Raw genomic sequence first — 18,069 nt, forward strand, 5'->3', positions numbered from 1 at the left:
AGCACCGACGTGCGCTCATAAGCCTTTATCCTGAAACCTGGAATGAGAGCCCTGAACCCCCAGACAGTACCATCTGACGCAGTACCCCCACATCTGGCTATGAGCCGGGTAAGCTCTGAAGGCCTGATCCTTGTGAGATCGGCAATAATCTCAACCGGATCTCCGTTCAGATACAAGTCAATCGCCGCCATTCGCCTATTAAACAAATCACGCTGTTCAGCAGTCATGTTACTGGTGTGAACCGGTACCCACGGCCGAGTTTCAAGGATCGAAATTTGTATCTCTCGCCTGCTACGCACGGATCAATCACCTCTTAATGTCCACCTAGTATTTCTGCCGAAGACGTTCGACACGAACTCCAATTCAATATCCCCCATAAGAGCCGCCCGAGCGAAAACGCCGAGAATTTTCATTTGATCGTACACCATAGAACTCATAATTAATTGCTGTACGTCGCCAGCTCTGTTGGTCCGTAAGAACAAATTAACCCAATTTGTTTCGACCAAGCATAATTCATCGCGAATTTGAGCAGCGAAAGATATAACTTTTAGCCAATTACCTGAGCGCCTTGCTGCGCCGGCTACGTTTTTAGTATCAAAAAAATTAATAGGCACTTCGCCGGCACTGATACCGCCCTCAAAAACAGTGACCATTTCTCTCCGCTCGCCCGTCATCCCTGAAATGAGCTGATGAAACTCAGCAGTCCCGGTGTGAGTTTCGGTAAGAATGACTTCTCGTTTACGTGCAGTCTCTTCCCAGGGGTACTGGATTACGACCTCCACCCCAAAAAGGAAGTCCTTAATATATGGATTCGGCTCTAGCTCCGAGGCCCAATAAATGCATTCGTTATTACTCACCAACGTAATATCTCCACTTTTTTTTAAGCTGTAAGAAAGCCAGATATGGTTTTTTGAGTTCTTTCGCTCACCATGTGACTTCAACAGTTTTCCGCGCAGCTTAGACTTCAGTGAAGACATTCTTTAACTCCTGCCGCATACTCAGCTGACCACATTTAATTACAAGAAAGTTTTACTGATCGCTTTGGCTTTTCAGGCAGATGACTAAGCTCGTGGATTGTTCATAACTCACAACAGCATCTGAAGCCACTCTAAATGGAAACAAGCGACCAGTTTAGTTGGCAAGCACGACTGGATTGCCAAAAATTGCAAGTTGAAACAAAAATCACGGCAGCAAGAACACTTACTTATAGCAGCATTGACAAATGCACCAGAGTACAACCCCAGGAATTGTATTTATTACTTATCCTGGTTTGATTGTATTTATTTTCTACTATTTAGAAATTACGTCAGCTACACCGCTGCGGCGCGATCCCAAGGGCCTCACCCCGAGCAAAATTCAAACCCAACTCTTCGTTTTGTTAATTCGAATAACGGAACCTCAAGAGTTTCCTACTAGCAGCCTGCCTAAGTGACCTAGGGTGGGGGTATACCGAGATTTCACCACTGATTCTTGGTCCTTATAACGACGCCGTACTTTTCGTAATACTGCGATTGATTCTTTTCGCCAGCGCTTCAGTTTTGGTAAGTTTCATCATGTTACGATTCATACCGGGATGTCACGCAAGAAAACCATAGCCGCGAGGGTGTGTCAAAGTGGAAGAAAACAAAATTTTTTACCCCCCCTTTGAAAATCAACCTATTGATAGCAATAGTGTTTTATGTACTGAAATTGATTTTCCAATAGCATTGCGAAATTTGTCGAAGGCCTCTATTTGCACAACGTTTACCCCTATGCGGAAACTCAGCATTCTGTGTTGGTACGGATATCTGGGGCGTTCCATCGGTACCATGAAGGCGGGCAGCCTCGAGCGATATTTTGAACCTAGTGCGATATCTATCGGACCCGACGGATGCACGAAGCAGAAAAAAAATAAATGGCGTAACTATCGCGACGGCCTTCATAAACCACATGTAAAGCTGGTGCGTGATGTTGATAGCCGAGCACGAGGGTCTGCGCGTATTTTGGAACACCCTCTATGGAAAGTCTGTGACCCCAATAATCAAACTGTGGCAGAAGATTCCGAATTCATTAGGCAGTTGAACCCAAAAATTCAGCAAATTATCTGCCCTAACGAGGCGCACAACCAGTATTTTCAATCTGAACTAGACCTGTCCCGTAACCACCGACGATCTCTTTGTAAAACCCCAAGTTTGGACTCTCTAGCGGCCGTTACTTGGATCATCAGGTCTTCCCGGAGACTGACAGTCACCGAACCTTCTCAGGCGTTCTATGCGGCCCATGATATATTGATGAACCTCTCGTCAGAGCTACACCAGCTTGGAATCGCGTCACACTTGCTAAATCATTATATAAAATGGATCCTACCCTTGGCCCTGCCGAAGGGCCTTATAGTTGACCTTGCCCCCTCAGACTACATACTGATATCACTATTTACTACCACCTTTATGAAAGCAGGAATTCTCTCCAAAGGCATAATGCACTCGAATGAAAAGATTTATAAGGAGGTGTTCCTGGCGCAGGATCTGAAAAAAGACTTCAATATTTTTTTTGCTCTTTCCGCTCGTTTCGCTTATATCAGTGACATTGACGAAAGCAGTCGCATTTATGACTTCGATACTCATAATAAAATCAGGCATAAAGCTATAACCAGCTTTATGGGTCCTTCATGGGTCGGCCATCTCACCAGTGGGGCATTTAAAACTCTAGCAACCTGAACAACGGCGATTTATCGTAGTGCACATTATTGTGCACCCTGCCGGATGTAATAACTCTAACCTGAACATCGTTATAGTTCAGTGCCTACGAACATCCGCAGCGTCACTCACTGCCAGTTCATTACTAGTTTACCTGTAGAGTGGTCATACGGTCCCCATTGACCTGAAGTGCGCCCGGCCCACCGTCTCTGCCACCGACTCGCTTGCTACTGCCAAACTCTCCTCCTCCCCCCAAAAAAATACGAGTTCATAATATTACTTCCATCCCCATTTATTCACATCAGGATAACTCCTCAAAAAAACCCGCAAAATCACACCACTTCCGATAATTGCTTCCATCGAACGCACCATTTGATAATTACTTCCAAAAACATGTAAGAAATTCTGTGGTGAATTCTAATGTCCCAGATCAAATATTCGGCCTACCTGTCTGATCTGACGAAGCTTTTACTATTGCCGTGACATCCATATGATTTCTTCCGAGTACTGCTAGAATCTTGAGCAAAGCTTCTGGGGCTTGCTACGTCGAAACCACACACCTCGGGCGCCTTCTAAACTCACCAGAGTATTCGGCGCTCTGAACTGGGCATACGCACGAGTAACCAGAAAGTCAGGGCTGTCGGCCAACAGTTGATCAAAGCGCCGTAAGTGCTCGGTTTTTTCATTCTGCAGCTGACGCTTGGGCTCTTGTATCAATGGGGCAACGCCCATGCGATTAAGAAGAATCCCGGACATGCGCAACAAGGTAGCCTGGCCGATGGACGCTGCCGCCAATGGCGTGAAGGAAAACCGATCGAAGCACCCTTCCCATCCCTTGCCCCAGCTTTCGTTGAGGGATGCACATTGCCCGAAGTCAACAGCAAGTGCCGGACGTATGTATTCCTTAAAGTGAGTGACTCTCAAAACTGTAGGCCCAAAAGACCCGCTTGGGCGAGGCAATCTCGACTGCGGTCGGCGTTGGGGATTTTTAAATCACTTCACCCTTCGACTTGGTATATAGAACCCCACCCAGCGATAGGGGTCTGCTCTTGTATCAGATCTCAGGAATACATCGAATGTCCGCGCAACATAGCCTGGTAATACTCGCTCGGGGAGGCTACGCCGCTCGGGGATTGCTTTATTTGATCATCGGTATCTTCGCACTGCTGGCAGCACAAGATTCGACGAAACCGAAGGACAGCCATAAAAGCCTGGAAGCACTGCTAAGCCAACCCTTTGGCTATTTTCTAGTTGGCCTTGTGGTGGCTGGCCTCCTCGCATTTGCGGCGTGGCGCATCCTGCAAGCTACACGCGATGTCGACCATCATGGCAAGAAATTCAAAGGGTTGGTGATTCGCGCTGGTCTGTTCGCGGGAGGTATGTTCAACGGCGCTCTAGCGTTTTTTGCGTTGGGCCTACTCATTAGCGGTATTAAAAGCTCGGGCGATTCTGGAGGGCAAACCAAAGACTGGTTAGCGCATCTCTTGTCATGGGATCACTCGAATGTGTTGGTATACCTGATCGCACTCGTTCCGCTTGGGGTTGGTATTGCTCACATCATCAAGGGATGGAAAGCGTCATTCGAGAGATATTTTGAGGCCGATGAAGACGTCATGCGATACGTCCGCCCGGTATCACGATTCGGACTAATCGCCCGTGGAGTCGTATTTTTAGAAATTGCGTTGTTACTGGCCATCAGTGGTTCCACTTATCAAGCCATGGATCCACCTGGTATGAAGGAATCGCTGGATGCGCTCCAAAATCTACCTGCTGGTTGGTTAATTTTGATGGTGATGGCCTTGGGGCTGATTGCCTTCTCGGTGTACAGCTTCTCTGAAGCCTTTTGGCGCAAGATCAACATGGATGTGCCGGGAGTACCGAGCAAGGATTGATGAGAAACGGAAGTCTCACGGCCATGGGGAGCCTTACTCGCACCAGGGCCACGATCTTGGCGGGTTATCCACGAGATCTATTGATCGCACCAGCCGGTAGTAATATCCGTGAAAAAGAGTGAGCTTCCCGTAAAAACCTGCGTGATCTGTGGTCTTCCCTTCACTTGGAGGAAGAAATGGGCGCGCTGCTGGGACGAAGTCCGTTATTGCTCGGAGCGCTGCCGGCGCAGCAAACGTTGACCAAAAAAGGGCCGTCACAGGCCCTCTTGTACTCAAGCTACATGAAACAATTTACGCCTGCCCCCTCCTCCCTTCTGCGCAACGACACTTAGCCGTGGCCCTCCCTCTGGAAGCTTGATGCCGAAGGGGCGGACGATCCCTTCACAACACTGGGCGTGCCCATCACGCAGCTACAGCACAGTGCCCATTGTCAGTCCGTTTCTTTCAGCCTATCTTGTACAAACCTATACAAGGCCCATTACGATGTACAAGAAAATGAAGTGGCCGTTGACGCTGTATTTTGACGGTGAATGCCCTCTGTGTGCGCGAGAAATCAAGTTCCTGCGAGGACGCGCCGTAACGGATCGACTGCTTTTTGTGGACATCAGCAGCGGTGCATTCGATGCCGAGGCACTCGGGTTGACGTTCGAGCACATGCAGTCCTCGCTGCACGCTCGTTTCGCTGATGGCCGCTGGGTTACCGGCCTGGATGCCACTCTGTGGAGTTGGCGAGCGGCTGGCTTAGGTTTTTGGGCCACGCCACTGACGTGGAGTGCATTGCGCCCGCTGTTTGAATTCGGTTATCGCCTTTTCTGCCGTTTACGTCCCCATTTGGCGTGGTTGCCTCATCCAGAGGGTGGCCGCCGCTGTGTCGATCAGCAGTGCGCGGTGCCGGCGTCAAAACCCGCATCAGACAAGCAGGCCATTTTGAAAAAAAAGCAGACCTAGAACGCTTTGCGTTGTCATGGTCCCGACGAAGAAGGTGGGGCATGGCTGATCTGGCGACCCCCGTGCCATCTGCGTCAGATCGTGCGCAGCAGATATGTTCCTACCGCCATGGATTGCCGACACTTAAACCGCAGCATGGCTGCGAGGAATCAAGATGAGCCCATCATTAGCCGAACACTACCGTGAAATTCTCGTCGGCGTAGGCGAGAACCCTGAGCGTGAAGGACTGCTGGACACCCCCAAGCGCGCAGCCAAAGCAATGCAGTACCTGTGCAATGGCTACACAATGAGCCTGGAAGAAGTGATCAATGGCGCATTGTTCGAATCGCAAAACGATGAAATGGTCATCGTGCGCGACATTGAACTGTATTCATTGTGTGAGCATCACATGCTGCCCTTCATCGGCAAGGCTCATGTGGCATACATCCCTACTGGAAGGGTATTGGGCCTGTCGAAGGTGGCCCGAGTGGTCGATATGTTCGCCCGCCGCTTACAGATCCAGGAAAACCTCACAAAACAAATTGCTGACGCCATTCAGCACATCACCGATGCGGCCGGCGTGGCAGTGGTCATTGAGGCTAAGCACATGTGCATGATGATGCGAGGCGTGGAGAAGCAAAACTCGGTGATGACATCTTCGGTGATGCTGGGAGCCTTTCGCGAGTCGTCCGCGTCGCGTCAGGAGTTTCTGCAGCTGATTGGACGAATGGGTTAACACCAACAAATAGAACCAGACCGCAGGAGCGCCTAGATGAACAGTCCCTTCAAGATGAACTCGCTTGGTGAGGGCTATCGTGCCCTCGTGATAGGTGCCAGTGGAGCGATCGGCTCGGCTTTTTGTGAGTTGCTCAATCAGGATCCAAGTTGCGCGTATGTGCGTGAGCTGGGGCGCAACAGTGTTCCATGCCTCGATCTGGAAGAGGCCGACAGTATTGCCAGCGCGGCCTCCGAATTAGCTCAAGAAGCCCCCTACCAATTAATTTTGCATGCTGCCGGTTTGCTCCATCGCGACGAAATCAAACCTGAAAAGAGCTACTCCGCTATTGAAGCGGATACGCTCCAGGCGATATTCCAAGTCAACACCATCGGGCCTGCGCTGGTTTTGCGTCACTTTTTGCCCTTGCTTGACCCACGAGGCGCGATGGCGATGCTCTCTGCCAAGGTGGGTAGCATCGGTGATAACCGTTTGGGCGGCTGGTACGCCTATCGCGCTTCCAAGGCGGCACTGAACATGATGATTAAAACGGCCGCCATCGAGCTGGCACGAACCCGGCCTCAGACGCGCTTGTTAAGTCTTCATCCCGGCACGGTTATTTCAGGCCTGTCACACCCCTTTCGAGGTGCCTCTGAAGCCAGGCCGGCAAACATTGCTGCACATGAGCTGTTATCTCTGATTGACCGCTTAGGGCCTGCTGACAGCGGTAATTTCTTTGCCTATAACGGAGAACGCCTTCCTTGGTAGACAGGAAGTGAACCCTGAATCTCCAGGGGCCGACCGACAGGGCCGCGCACAGGGACGTATGCAAATCAGAGCAGTTGCTGCAATTTCGCGTTCCTTTAATGGCAGATGACTGCCCTCCTCCTTAGCGCCAATTTCCGCCTTGAACTGAACCGTGCTTCCTGCACGTGGTTGTCGGCCTGTGGGTAACGACCATGGCACGTCAGGCATCAGATGGCCGCAGACTTGCAGTGTCTAGTTGGCCAAACGCACTCAGCCTGGGATCCTGGCTTGTCAGCTCGCCGCGAGATTGTTAGTGTCGATCCATGACTCACTATTGCCTCACCTCGACTACCACCACCACGACCGCTGTATGCGGAGCGTGCGAGGTGTCGTGAGCCAATAGACTACGAACTTCAAAGGCCCGCCAGCGATGGACAGGGCCTTTTTTTATGCCCTTGTGTCGCTGGTTCAAACGCAAGGAGATGCACCCATGTACGCCCTATTGATACTCGATATCCAAGTCGGGCTTGTTCACGGCCCGGAAAAACCATGGCGCTGCGAAGCGTTATTGGAAACAGTGAATAGCCTGATGGACAACGCCCGCAGCGCTGGCGCTCCGATTTTTCTCGCGCGCCACGTCGGGCCCGCTGGATCGCCCATCGGCCCCGACAGTCCGTTGACGATACTTGCGCAGGAACTCAACCTGGTGGGTACAGAGGTGGTATTCGAAAAGCGGCGGCCCAACGCTTTTGAAATGACTGAGCTGGCAGACAATTTGCGGTCTCGCGGAGCTACTGGTGTGGTCATCACCGGCATGAAAACTCAATACTGCGTCGACAGCACCTGCCGTGCTGCTCGTGATCTTGGCTTCGATGCGGTACTCGTTGCCGAAGGTCATACCTGTTCAGACACGCCAGTGATGAGCGCTAAGGACATCGTTGCTCATCACAATGCAACCCTAGATGGGCCGTTCTGCCGGCTGGTTCGGGCCGAAGAGTGGCGCTTCTAGCAGAGCCTCAATAACGGGAATGTGCGTGACTTGCGAGAATGATTTCTTCTTGTCACGCTCTGCTACATTCATCGGAGGCCACAATCAGGGATAGAAACAAGTGACCATTCGCCTAAACGTTCGCCTTCTTTTATTCGTGCGATTCGCGAGCATCGCAATCGCGCTCACTGCAGCGACTGATGCCCACTCTGAGCAATACACAGTGGGCGGCAGATCGATTGAGCTGCCTTCGCCTCAAGGCTACTGCAAGATTGGCGAAACGCGCGGAGAGCAAAAGTTCGTTGAACTGACAGCCAAGGCCACTGGGCCGTCGAGCCGCATTTTGGCGTTGTTTTTGAGGTGCGAAGAGGTGGCAGAGTGGAGAAAAAACGCACCGTCCGAGTTAGTGAGCTCTTCCGACTGGGTGGTGTTGGGCGTCATCCTGGACCGTGATGGTCAACTGCGGCCCATGGACGGCGTGAGCCGTAAGGAGTTTGTCCGCACACTTGGAAGTGCAATGTCTAAAGATCCAACCCTCTTCTCGCGCACGAATGCTGACGCCCAGATTCGACTCAATAGCTTAGTAACCGGAGCGGACTTCAGGATGATGGGCACCCAGGTTCTAAAGGCGGACGACGAAGCCATCTATTTCATTCTGGGAAGTGAAATACTCGCCGACAATGGTGAGCACCGCCGCGTAATTGCTGTATCAGCGATCACCCTACTTAAGGGCGTGCGCATCGTTTATGGCAACTATCGTCAAGTGAACCCATCACAGAATGGCAACGCGCTCTTTGGCAAGACGAACGCGCTGGTTCATGCCGCTGTGCAAGCCAATCCCTGAAACGGACCTCAGCGCCCACGACGGAAATTAAAGACTGACTCAACCCTTTATTGAGTAGTGCGGCAACCGTTAAGTCGATAAGCGCTCAAGCCCCAGAACACTAACGTTTCGGTAGCATCCGCGTCAGGGTGTTGTCCCGCACCCAGTAGTGATGAAACAGCCCTGCAGCCGCATGCAAACCGATCAGCCAATAGCCGCTGCTACCGAGCAGCTCATGCCAATGTTTGAACTGCCTGGCCAAGTCTGGATCGGGCTGGACCAGCGCGGGTAAAAAGAACCCGAAGTAAGGCATCGGTTTACCTGCTGCAGACAACATTAACCAGGCAAGCACGGGCGTAGCGATCATCAGGCCATACAGGGCCAGATGCATCAGGTGCGATACCCCAGTCTGCCACGCCGGTAAGTGTGGCGTTATCGGTGGCCGAGGTGTCAGGCGACCCAGCAGGCGTATCCAGACCAGAGCAAAAATGCTCAATCCGAAGACCCCATGCAACCCAAGGAACATCGCTTTCCACGGATTACCCCGTGGCAAAAGCCCTTTGATTTCGATAGAGGCATACACGCCGACAAACAGTCCCAGCATCAACCAGTGCAAGGTGATCGACAGTTTTCCGTAACGATGGTCAGTTGAGTCTGGGGTCATGATGCGCCTCTTGAATAATTAACGCGGGCAAGTCATTCGCCCGGCCACGATCCGACGTGTCACCTAATCGAATGCCAGCACAGTGCCCATCAAGCCTTAAGGTAATCTGAAGGTGCGTTTGCATCGGCTTTTGCCACATTCAGACTTCGTTAAGAAATGCCCTCGATACTCTTCCCAAACCTACCGGGGAGACGTTGTCCAATGGCCGATTTCGACTGGCACATCGCATTACCACTCCACTTCGGCCAAGCCGGCTCTCCACCGCTGAGTATGGCTCGGGCCCTGCCCAGCGATGCGGCAAGGCCTCACTTCGAAACCTTTGTGCAGCAACGCTTTCGTCAGGCACACGGTGCTGACATTCGTCATTTCATGCCGCAACTGTTTGGCATGAGCGATGCGGCCGGAGAATTGTGCGCGGTCGCTGGCGTACGCCTGGCCAGCGAAGAACCCCTCTTTCTCGAACGCTATCTAGACGATTCGATTGATCCACTGATCGCCGCCGCTGCCGGCCGGCCGGTTGACCGCGCCTGCATCGTCGAGGTGGGCAACCTGGCTGCCAGTGACAACGGCAGCGCGCGTCTGAGCATCATCACCCTCACTTACATGCTGGCCCTGGGGGGGCTTGAGTGGGTGGCGTTCACGGGGAATATCGGGTTGGTCAACAGCTTCCATCGCCTCGGTTTAAAACCCGTGACGCTGTGCGCCGCCGACCCGGCGCGGCTCGGCGATGACCGCCACAGCTGGGGCAGTTATTACGAAAGCAAGCCCTGGGTGCATGTCGGCAATATCCGCGCGGGCTTTATCCATTTGCGCAACATCGGGTTATTCAATCGCCTGGGCTTGCCCACGTCACTCCTGGAGGCCACTCATGTCGCCTGAAGTCGAGCATTTCAAGAGAACCCTGCGCAGCCATGCTGAGCGCAACACAAACACCATTTCTTTATGGGGCGATGAGCTGAAGCTGGACTACGCCACGTTGTATGCCGAGATCGTGTATCGCCAGGAACGCCTGCGTGACGAGAGCGTCAAGGTGGTCGCGCTGGCTTTGGATAACGGCGTCGAGGCGCTGATATGGGATCTGGCCGCGCTGTTCGAAGGGCTGACGTGCCTAACGCTGCCACCGTTCTTCACGCCCTCCCAGCGCAAGCATTGCCTGGACCAAAGCCAAGCAGAACTGTTAATCGCAGAAGTCGAGTTGGAGTCTGAACTGCAAACAGCGGGTTTCGAGAAAACCGGCGAATTCTGGCGTAAGGCTGTTCACGGCCCATCGCTGATGCCTGAGGGCACCGCGAAACTGACGTTTACGTCGGGCACTACCGGCACCCCCAAAGGCGTGTGCCTCAGCGCCGAGAGCATTGTGTGCGTCGCGCGTGAGTTGTATGAGGCGAGCCGGCCCAACGATCCGCAGCACCACCTTGCTGTTCTGCCCCTTGCGATCCTGTTGGAAAACATCGGCTGTTATGCCGCGCTGTATGCGGGCGCAACCCTTAGCCTGCCCAGTCAGGCAACCTTGGGTATTCAGGGCGCCAGCGGCGTTGATGTACCGCGACTGCTCGGCTGCCTGGCCTCTCGCGCCCCCGACAGCCTGATTCTCGTGCCACAGCTGCTGTTACTGCTGGTGACTGCTGCCGAACAGAACGCCTTCAATCCAAAGACGCTGCATTTTGCAGCCGTGGGCGGCGCGCGCGTTTCACACGAACTTCTGGACCGTGCGCAACGCGTTGGCATGCCGGTTTACGAAGGTTACGGGCTGTCGGAATGCGCATCGGTGGTGTGCCTCAATAGCCCAGGGGCGCGCCGCGCAGGCAGTGTCGGAAAACCGCTGCCGCACGTTGAGGTGCGTCTGGCCGAGGACGGCGAAGTACTGATTAAGGGCGCTACTTTGCTGGGTTATCTGGGCGAGCCGCCTCACGCCCATGAATGGTGGTCCAGTGGCGACATCGGCGAATTTGACGATGAAGGTTTCCTCTACCTGAAGGGGCGCAAGAAACATCAATTCGTGACCAGTTTCGGGCGCAACGTGAACCCTGAATGGGTTGAGGCCGAACTGACACAGCGCCGCCACATCGCCCAAGCATTCGTGTATGGCGAAGCCATGCCAAGCAACCATGCATTGTTGTGGCCTCATCGACCCGATTGCACCGATGAGGCGTTGGCGGCGGCAGTTGCCGAGGCCAACGAGGCGTTGCCCTATTACGCCCAAGTCCATCACTGGACCCGCCTGCCCCACCCATTCACGCCCGCCAATGGCCTGCTGACCGCCAACGGCAGACCCCGCCGCGACGCCATTGTCGAGCTTTACCAGACACAACTGACTGCTCCCCTACGCACCGAGGAATCTGAATCATGAGTTTTTTTGACACGCTGCAACTGGCCACGCAAAAAGAACGGACCGAATTGTTCAACCTTCCGGTCATTCGTGATGCCCTTGAGGGAAGGGTCAGCCTGGAAAGCTATCGGGCCTTTCTGACTCAGGCTTACTACCACGTACGCCACACCGTGCCGTTGATGATGGCCTGTGGTGCACGCCTCCCGTCGCGCCTGGAGTGGCTGCGCAAAGCGGTCTGCGAATACATCGAAGACGAATACGGCCATGAACAATGGGTACTCAACGACATCCATGCCTGCGGCGGCGACAAGGACGCAGTGCGTGACGGGCGTCCGTCCTTGCCCATTGAGCTGATGATCAGCTTCCTCTATGACCTCATCGCCCGGGATAACCCAGTAGGCCTGTTCGGCATGGTCAACGTGCTTGAAGGTACCAGCATCGCCTTGGCGACCCATGCTGCAGGCGCTATTCGCGAACGCCTTGAGTTACCGGAAACGGCGTTCAGCTACCTCAGTTCCCATGGCTCGCTCGATATTGAACATATGCAAACTTATCGCCGATTGATGGACACACTGGACGACCCGAGCGATCAGGCTGCGGTCATACACGCCTCCAAGGTCGTCTACACCCTCTACACCGACATGTTTCGTGGCTTGCCGCGTGACGGGGAGCGTTTGCATGCGCCTGTCTGAGGCCCGTGCGGTATTGACCGGCGCCAGCGGCGGTATCGGTCTGGCGATCGCTCATGCCCTGTGCGCCAGCGGCGCCTCTGTGTTGGTGGTATCGAGGAACCGAGAGTCATTGGTGCCGTTGCTTGATCAGTATCCGAACCAGGTGTTGTGGGTGGGGGCCGACCTCACGTTTCTGGCAGATCGTCGTAAGGTGCTGGCGGCGGCCGAGGCCATGGGCGGGGTCAACTTGCTGATAAACGCAGCCGGGATCAACCACTTCGCCATGCTTGAGCAACTGGCGGACAGCGACATCAATGCAATGCTGGCGGTAAACATCAGCGCGCCGATCTGCCTGACCAAAATCCTGCTGCCGCTGCTCAAGCAAGCCCCAAGCGCGATGGTCGTCAACGTTGGCTCCACGTACGGCTCTATCGGCTATCCCGGATATGCCAGCTATTGCGCGAGCAAGTTTGCGTTGCGCGGATTTTCCGAAGCCTTGCGCCGAGAACTGGCAGACACCCGTGTTGGCGTTTTATACGTCGCGCCCCGGGCCACCCGCACCCCCATGAATAGTCCGGCTGCGCAGGCGTTGAATGATGCCCTCAAATCGAATGTCGACGACCCGGAAACCGTCGCATCCGCAGTGATCCGCGCAATTGCCGGCGACCACCGCGACTTGTACCTCGGATGGCAAGAGCGATTTTTTGTGCGCCTCAACAGCCTGCTGCCCAACTTGGTGGACCGAGGCTTGCGCAAACAGTTACCTCTGGTCCGTCGCCTCAGTGAAAAAAACGACAGTGAGCACCCTAAACCATGAAAAAAATTCTCTGTGGCCTGTTGCTCGGCGCTATGAGCCATAACGTCTGGGCCCTTGATGCTGCTGACCAGCAGCGCCTCGCTAATATTCAGCAAAGTTGGGCACATATCCAATACGAACTGCCCGCAGACCAGCGTACTGCTGCGTTTGAACAGCTCGCCACGCAGGCCGACGCCTTTACTCAAGAGCGCCAGTCAGTCGCCGAGGCATGGATATGGTCCGGCATTGTCACCAGCAGTTGGGCCGGCGCCCAGGGTGGGCTCGGTGCCCTGAGCAAGGTCAAGCTGGCAAAGGCCGATCTTGAAAAAGCCATCGCCCTGGACCCCAAAGCCTTGCAAGGCTCGGCTTATACCAGTCTCGCTGCGTTGTACGATCGCGTGCCGGGCTGGCCCATTGGGTTCGGCGACTCGGACAAAGCAGAGGTGTTACTCAAGCAAGCCTTGCAACTGAACCCGAACGGCATCGATAGTCTGTACTTCTGGGGTGATCACCTCTACCGTCAAAAGCGCTATACCGACGCCCACGCGGCACTGCAAAAAGCACTGCTGGCCGCCCCAAGGCCAGGCCGCGAAACCGCTGACGCTGGACGGCGCAAGGAAATCGAAGCGTTGCTGCAGGATATAACCAAGAAACTCGGCTGACAGGAGTCCGTGTGCGCATATTATTGATCGAGGATGACGTCGCTCTGGGCGAGGGTATTCACCAGGCGCTGGTACGAGAAAGCTATACCGTCGACTGGTTACAGGATGGCAGTAGCGCCTTGCATGCTCTGCTCAGTGAAACGTTTGATCTGGCCGTACTCGACCTTGGCTTGCCGCGCATGGATGGACTCGAAGTGCTGCGCCGCTTGCGTGACAGTGGCTCCAATCTGCCGGTGTTGATCCTGACCGCTCGGGACGCCACAGAGGACCGCATCGCAGGGCTCGACGCCGGTGCCGACGACTATTTGATCAAACCGTTCGACCTGGCAGAACTCAAGGCACGCCTCAGGGCGTTGCTGCGACGCAGTGCGGGCCGCGCCCAGGTGTTGATTGAGCACGCAGGCATCAGCCTGAACCCGGGAACTCAACAAGTCAGCTATCAGGGCGAAGCGGTCGCCCTGACACCCAAGGAGTATCAGTTACTCCATGAGTTGCTTTCCCCGCCGGGTCGGGTGATGACGCGCGACCAACTGATGCAGTTACTTTACGGCTGGAACGAAGAGGCAGAAAGCAACACGCTGGAGGTGCATATCCATCACTTGCGCAAGAAGTTTTCGAGCCAGCTGATCCGCACGATCCGTGGGGTCGGTTACCTGGTGGAAGAGCGCCCATGACGTCTATTCGGCGACGTACGCTCAGGTTGATTCTGGGTCTGTTGTTCCTCGGGCTGTTGCTCATGACCGTTGTCAATCTCCACGACAGCAATCATGAAATCGACGAGGTATACGACGCTCAGCTGGCGCAGAACGCACGTCTGCTGCAGGGCGTGATGCGCATGCCAATGGCGAGCAACGAGCACGCAAAGCTGTATGAGGCGTTCAACCAGGCATTGGGGCTCGCCGCGCCCAGAGTGGATGGCCACCCGTATGAAAGCAAAATCGCTTTTCAGGTGTGGAACGCGGATGGCACGTTGCTGGTGCACACCTCCAGTGCGCCGTCCTTTGGTTCGCCTCCGGTCAAACCGGGTTTCAGTGACATCACGGATATCAACAACCGAACCTGGCGCGCATTTGTCTTGGATGATGCCCAATACAATCTGAAAATTTGGGTGGGAGAGCGTGACGATGTGCGTGCCGACCTGGTGGATCGCATCGTTCGCCATACGGTTTTACCTAACTTGATAGGTAGCCTGCTGCTTGCCGCAGTGATCTGGTTGGCCATTGGCTGGGGGCTCAAACCGTTGAGCAATATGGCTGAAACCTTGCGAGCGAGGCATTCAGGTTCTCTCGAACCCTTGCAGTTGAATCCGCTGCCTACTGAGCTGGAGCCCATGCAGGCCGCCCTGAATCGTGTGCTGGCACAGATCCAGGAGGTGATGGGCCGTGAGCGACGCTTTATCGCGGATGCCGCCCATGAAATGCGCACACCGCTCGCCGTGCTCAAGGTCCACGCAGAAAACCTCGTGGAGGCCGTCAGTGAGGAAGATCGGCGCGAATCCCTCAATTACCTGATCGTAGGTGTGGACCGCACTACGCGCCTGGTCAATCAACTCCTGACCATGGCCCGTATCGAACCGCAACCCCAAACCCATGAGGCGCAGAGCATCGATCTAGTGGCGACGATTCGGGGCGGTCTGGTGCAAATGACACCCTGGCTGCTGAGCAAGGGGCTTGAACTCGTGTTCGAACCCATGGAAGAGGTCTGCCTTGTTAAGGTCGATGCAGCCGTCATACATATTGCCTTGAACAACTTGGTCACCAATGCCGCCAACTTTTCCCCTCCCCAGGGAGTGATTACCGTGCGGTTGATGAAAAACCAGGATCACTACGAATTATGTGTTGAGGACGAGGGGCCAGGCATCGATGAAGCAGAATGTGATCGACTTTTTGAGCGGTTCTACAGTCGTGGAAATGATCAAGGCGCTGGGCTGGGGCTGACCATCGTCCGGTCCATCGCAAGTCGTTTGGGAGGGAGCGTGCGTTTAGAAAACCGTGAATGCGGAGGATTGCGCGCAACATTCGAGATCTTGAGGTTCTAAAAATCCATGGCATTCGAAGTAGCCGGACAGCGCATTTTTTAAAGGCTGTTGCTGGATGCCTGAGGGAATCGTCACTGTCTGGCTGATATCCGATAGCGAGTGCCTTAACCCTGATTGGTTAGAGGCGAAACATCACGAAGGACTCTTTGGATATGAGCAACCACCTGCATGGTTGCCTCTTCGATCGTTCCTTCATTGCGGCAGAGCACCCAGTCATAATCGGCAGCCGCCTGCTCAAACGCCTCGGTGCTAGCAACATGTTCTTCCAGCGCATGCATGACCGTACTGCTCAACCCGCGCGTTCGTGCTGCCGCTCGCGCCCATGAAATCTCAGGCGCGGTGACAACCCCAACGTGCAGGTCTGGCACTTGCACGTTGCGGTCACGGTTCAGCTGGAGAATCTCTACAAACGGCACCAGCCGGCGAAACGCCGCTTCTGACGGGTACCAGCGATCCATCAGGATGATGCTGCCCGGTGGCTGTTCCGGCAGCACCTGTTGGGAAATCCACCGGCGGCTATCAGCAAAGCGCTCGCACACCGTCAGCTCCAACTCCCTGCTGGGGTTTCTGACGAATTGATTAACCAGGGCCATGGTTTCAGCCCTGTAGGGATCGCTTTTTTTCTCGCTCAGCCGGATCACTGTGTGGTGGTCGACCCTCAGGGCTTTCGTCACGGCCTCCAACAATGTGGTCTTGCCGACGCCCTTGGGACCATCCAGAGAAACAAACAACGCACGCTTCATTTTTCACATATCAACGGGTAACGGATGACCACTCTAACCCGGTTGCTGGGTCCACCGTAAACGTCGACCCGCGACGCTCAAACCGGGGGATCTCCAATCCCAGGCTTTCACGCAAGGTTGTCCCTTCATACGCGGTGCGGTAGACACCACGCGCCTGCAACAACGGTATGACTTCCTGGGTGAAACGATGGAATTGCTCGGGGTGCCCGATGTAGATATTGAACCCATCCACGGCTCTCGCCTCGAACCATTCGGCCATTTTCTGCGCGACGGTTTCAGCCGTACCCACGAATGCACCGGGACGCAGTTGTCGGCCGAACTCTACGGCCTGGCGCAGCGTGAAGCCTTTCTCGCGCGCTTGGTCTGCAATGCGTTTGGCAGCGGTAAAGAAGCTGCTGCGTGCAGCCTCCAGGCTTTGCTGGGGAAACGGTGCATCGAGGTCGTACTGGCTGAAATCATGCCAGCCGAAATTGCGCCCGAACTCCTTCAGGGCGAGCTCAAAGCTGTGATCGGTCTGATGATAGTGTTGCTCGATTTCCCGAGCGTGCTCGTCAGTGTCGCCAACATAAATTTCAGCGCCCGGCATGACCAGCAATTGCTCCGGGTCGCGCCCCTGTTGCGCCGCCCTACCCTTTATATCCTGATAAAAAGCCTGGCCCTGCTCGATACTGGCGGCATGGGTGAAGATCACATCCGCCGTCGCAGCCCCAAGGTCGCGCCCCTGCTGCGAATCACCAGCCTGGAAGATCACCGGTTGGCCTTGCGCTGAACGTTGGATATTCAACGGGCCGACCACCGAAAAGTGTTCGCCCTGGTGATTCAGGCTATGCAGTTTGCTCGGATCGAGAAACTGACCGGTCGCCCGGTCGCGCACGAATGCATCGTCCTCGTAGGAGTTCCACAACCCCTGCACCACCTGGACGTGTTCCGCGGCGCGGCCGTAGCGTGTGTCGTAGTCGTAATGTTCGTCGCGGCTGTAATTGCCCGCCGTGCCGGCGTCGCCGCTGGTGACCACATTCCAACCCGCACGGCCTTTGCTGATCAGGTCCAGTGACGCCAGGCGCCGCGCGACGTTATACGGCGAGTTATAAGAGGTAGTGAGCGTGCCCACCAGGCCAATGTGTCGAGTGCTCACGGCGAGCGCCGATAACAGCGTCAGCGGTTCCAGTCGATTCAGGTAATGGGACGGTGAGCCCGGCGTAATGAACTGGCTGTCGACGATAAATATCAAGTCAAACAGCGCCGCCTCGGCTTGGCGCGCAATGTCGATATACCAGTCGACGTTGACGCTCGCATCGACCGGCAATTGAGGGTCGAGCCACAGGTTGTGTCGGCCTGGACCGCCGCTGCCCATGGTCAAGGCACCCAGTTTGAGCTGTCGTTTGGTCATTTGCAGAGG

General features: G+C 54.8%; 19 protein-coding genes. 15 read left to right on the forward strand and 4 right to left on the reverse strand.

Going from position 1 to position 18,069, the window contains the following annotated elements; translation table 11 throughout:
• Nucleotides 1-302: 302 nt before the first annotated feature.
• On the reverse strand, nt 303-977 hold the full coding sequence (locus tag ACVWXD_RS10080) for a hypothetical protein (protein WP_457370960.1): 675 nt from the start codon (nt 975-977) through the stop codon (nt 303-305).
• Nucleotides 978-1,613: 636 nt separating this feature from the next.
• On the opposite strand from ACVWXD_RS10080, the gene ACVWXD_RS10085 reads away from it, so the two are divergent.
• The 8 genes from ACVWXD_RS10085 (at nt 1,614) to ACVWXD_RS10120 (ending at nt 8,788) form a co-directional block, all read left to right on the forward strand.
• Nucleotides 1,614-2,696, forward strand: coding sequence for a hypothetical protein (locus ACVWXD_RS10085; protein ID WP_457370961.1), 1,083 nt, complete (start codon nt 1,614-1,616; stop codon nt 2,694-2,696).
• Nucleotides 2,697-3,751: 1,055 nt separating this feature from the next.
• Complete coding sequence (locus ACVWXD_RS10090) at nt 3,752-4,567, forward strand: DUF1206 domain-containing protein (protein ID WP_032887308.1); 816 nt, start codon at nt 3,752-3,754, stop codon at nt 4,565-4,567.
• A 108-nt stretch (nt 4,568-4,675) separates the two neighbouring features.
• A complete protein-coding gene (locus ACVWXD_RS10095) occupies nt 4,676-4,807 on the forward strand; it encodes a DUF2256 domain-containing protein (RefSeq protein ID WP_081797726.1) in 132 nt (43 codons plus the stop codon).
• A gap of 243 nt (nt 4,808-5,050) precedes the next feature.
• Nucleotides 5,051-5,515 (forward strand): thiol-disulfide oxidoreductase DCC family protein, encoded by a 465-nt coding sequence (locus tag ACVWXD_RS10100; RefSeq protein WP_260366878.1) that lies wholly within the window; start codon nt 5,051-5,053, stop codon nt 5,513-5,515.
• A 154-nt stretch (nt 5,516-5,669) separates the two neighbouring features.
• The gene (folE, locus tag ACVWXD_RS10105; protein ID WP_032887313.1) at nt 5,670-6,230 is read left to right on the forward strand and encodes a GTP cyclohydrolase I FolE; all 561 of its coding nucleotides are present in this window, start codon (nt 5,670-5,672) and stop codon (nt 6,228-6,230) included.
• Nucleotides 6,231-6,266: 36 nt separating this feature from the next.
• Complete coding sequence (locus ACVWXD_RS10110; protein ID WP_095184766.1) at nt 6,267-6,977, forward strand: SDR family NAD(P)-dependent oxidoreductase; 711 nt, start codon at nt 6,267-6,269, stop codon at nt 6,975-6,977.
• 469 nt (nt 6,978-7,446) lie between these two features.
• A complete protein-coding gene (locus tag ACVWXD_RS10115) occupies nt 7,447-7,965 on the forward strand; it encodes an isochorismatase family protein (protein WP_260366880.1) in 519 nt (172 codons plus the stop codon).
• 100 nt (nt 7,966-8,065) lie between these two features.
• Complete coding sequence (locus ACVWXD_RS10120) at nt 8,066-8,788, forward strand: hypothetical protein (protein WP_457370962.1); 723 nt, start codon at nt 8,066-8,068, stop codon at nt 8,786-8,788.
• A 100-nt stretch (nt 8,789-8,888) separates the two neighbouring features.
• Here ACVWXD_RS10120 and ACVWXD_RS10125 read toward each other — a convergent pair whose 3' ends face one another.
• Nucleotides 8,889-9,431 (reverse strand): cytochrome b, encoded by a 543-nt coding sequence (locus tag ACVWXD_RS10125; RefSeq protein ID WP_457370963.1) that lies wholly within the window; start codon nt 9,429-9,431, stop codon nt 8,889-8,891.
• A 201-nt stretch (nt 9,432-9,632) separates the two neighbouring features.
• Between ACVWXD_RS10125 and ACVWXD_RS10130 the strand changes: the two genes are divergently transcribed.
• The 7 genes from ACVWXD_RS10130 to ACVWXD_RS10160 are packed head-to-tail and all read left to right on the forward strand — an operon-like array spanning nt 9,633 to nt 15,927.
• Nucleotides 9,633-10,310, forward strand: a complete 678-nt coding sequence (locus tag ACVWXD_RS10130; protein WP_032887326.1) for a thermostable hemolysin — start codon at nt 9,633-9,635, stop codon at nt 10,308-10,310.
• The gene (locus tag ACVWXD_RS10135) at nt 10,300-11,781 is read left to right on the forward strand and encodes an AMP-binding protein (RefSeq protein ID WP_457370964.1); all 1,482 of its coding nucleotides are present in this window, start codon (nt 10,300-10,302) and stop codon (nt 11,779-11,781) included. The genes ACVWXD_RS10130 and ACVWXD_RS10135 overlap by 11 nt, the downstream gene beginning before the upstream one ends.
• Complete coding sequence (locus tag ACVWXD_RS10140) at nt 11,778-12,452, forward strand: TenA family transcriptional regulator (protein WP_260366883.1); 675 nt, start codon at nt 11,778-11,780, stop codon at nt 12,450-12,452. The genes ACVWXD_RS10135 and ACVWXD_RS10140 overlap by 4 nt, the downstream gene beginning before the upstream one ends.
• The gene (locus tag ACVWXD_RS10145) at nt 12,439-13,248 is read left to right on the forward strand and encodes an SDR family oxidoreductase (RefSeq protein ID WP_032887333.1); all 810 of its coding nucleotides are present in this window, start codon (nt 12,439-12,441) and stop codon (nt 13,246-13,248) included. Before ACVWXD_RS10140 ends, ACVWXD_RS10145 begins: the two co-directional genes overlap by 14 nt.
• Nucleotides 13,245-13,889, forward strand: a complete 645-nt coding sequence (locus ACVWXD_RS10150; RefSeq protein WP_095184773.1) for a tetratricopeptide repeat protein — start codon at nt 13,245-13,247, stop codon at nt 13,887-13,889. Before ACVWXD_RS10145 ends, ACVWXD_RS10150 begins: the two co-directional genes overlap by 4 nt.
• Before the next feature lie 11 nt (nt 13,890-13,900).
• Nucleotides 13,901-14,563, forward strand: a complete 663-nt coding sequence (locus ACVWXD_RS10155) for a response regulator (RefSeq protein ID WP_032887337.1) — start codon at nt 13,901-13,903, stop codon at nt 14,561-14,563.
• On the forward strand, nt 14,560-15,927 hold the full coding sequence (locus tag ACVWXD_RS10160; protein WP_181643443.1) for an ATP-binding protein: 1,368 nt from the start codon (nt 14,560-14,562) through the stop codon (nt 15,925-15,927). The genes ACVWXD_RS10155 and ACVWXD_RS10160 overlap by 4 nt, the downstream gene beginning before the upstream one ends.
• 104 nt (nt 15,928-16,031) lie before the next feature.
• Here ACVWXD_RS10160 and ACVWXD_RS10165 read toward each other — a convergent pair whose 3' ends face one another.
• Both ACVWXD_RS10165 and ACVWXD_RS10170 read right to left on the reverse strand, forming a co-directional pair.
• On the reverse strand, nt 16,032-16,670 hold the full coding sequence (locus ACVWXD_RS10165; protein ID WP_260366885.1) for a dTMP kinase: 639 nt from the start codon (nt 16,668-16,670) through the stop codon (nt 16,032-16,034).
• 10 nt (nt 16,671-16,680) lie between these two features.
• Entirely contained in the window at nt 16,681-18,060 is a 1,380-nt protein-coding gene (locus ACVWXD_RS10170) for an LLM class flavin-dependent oxidoreductase (protein WP_122681008.1), read from the reverse strand.
• Nucleotides 18,061-18,069 lie beyond the last annotated feature (9 nt).

The organism is Pseudomonas sp. TE3911, assembly GCF_054062775.1.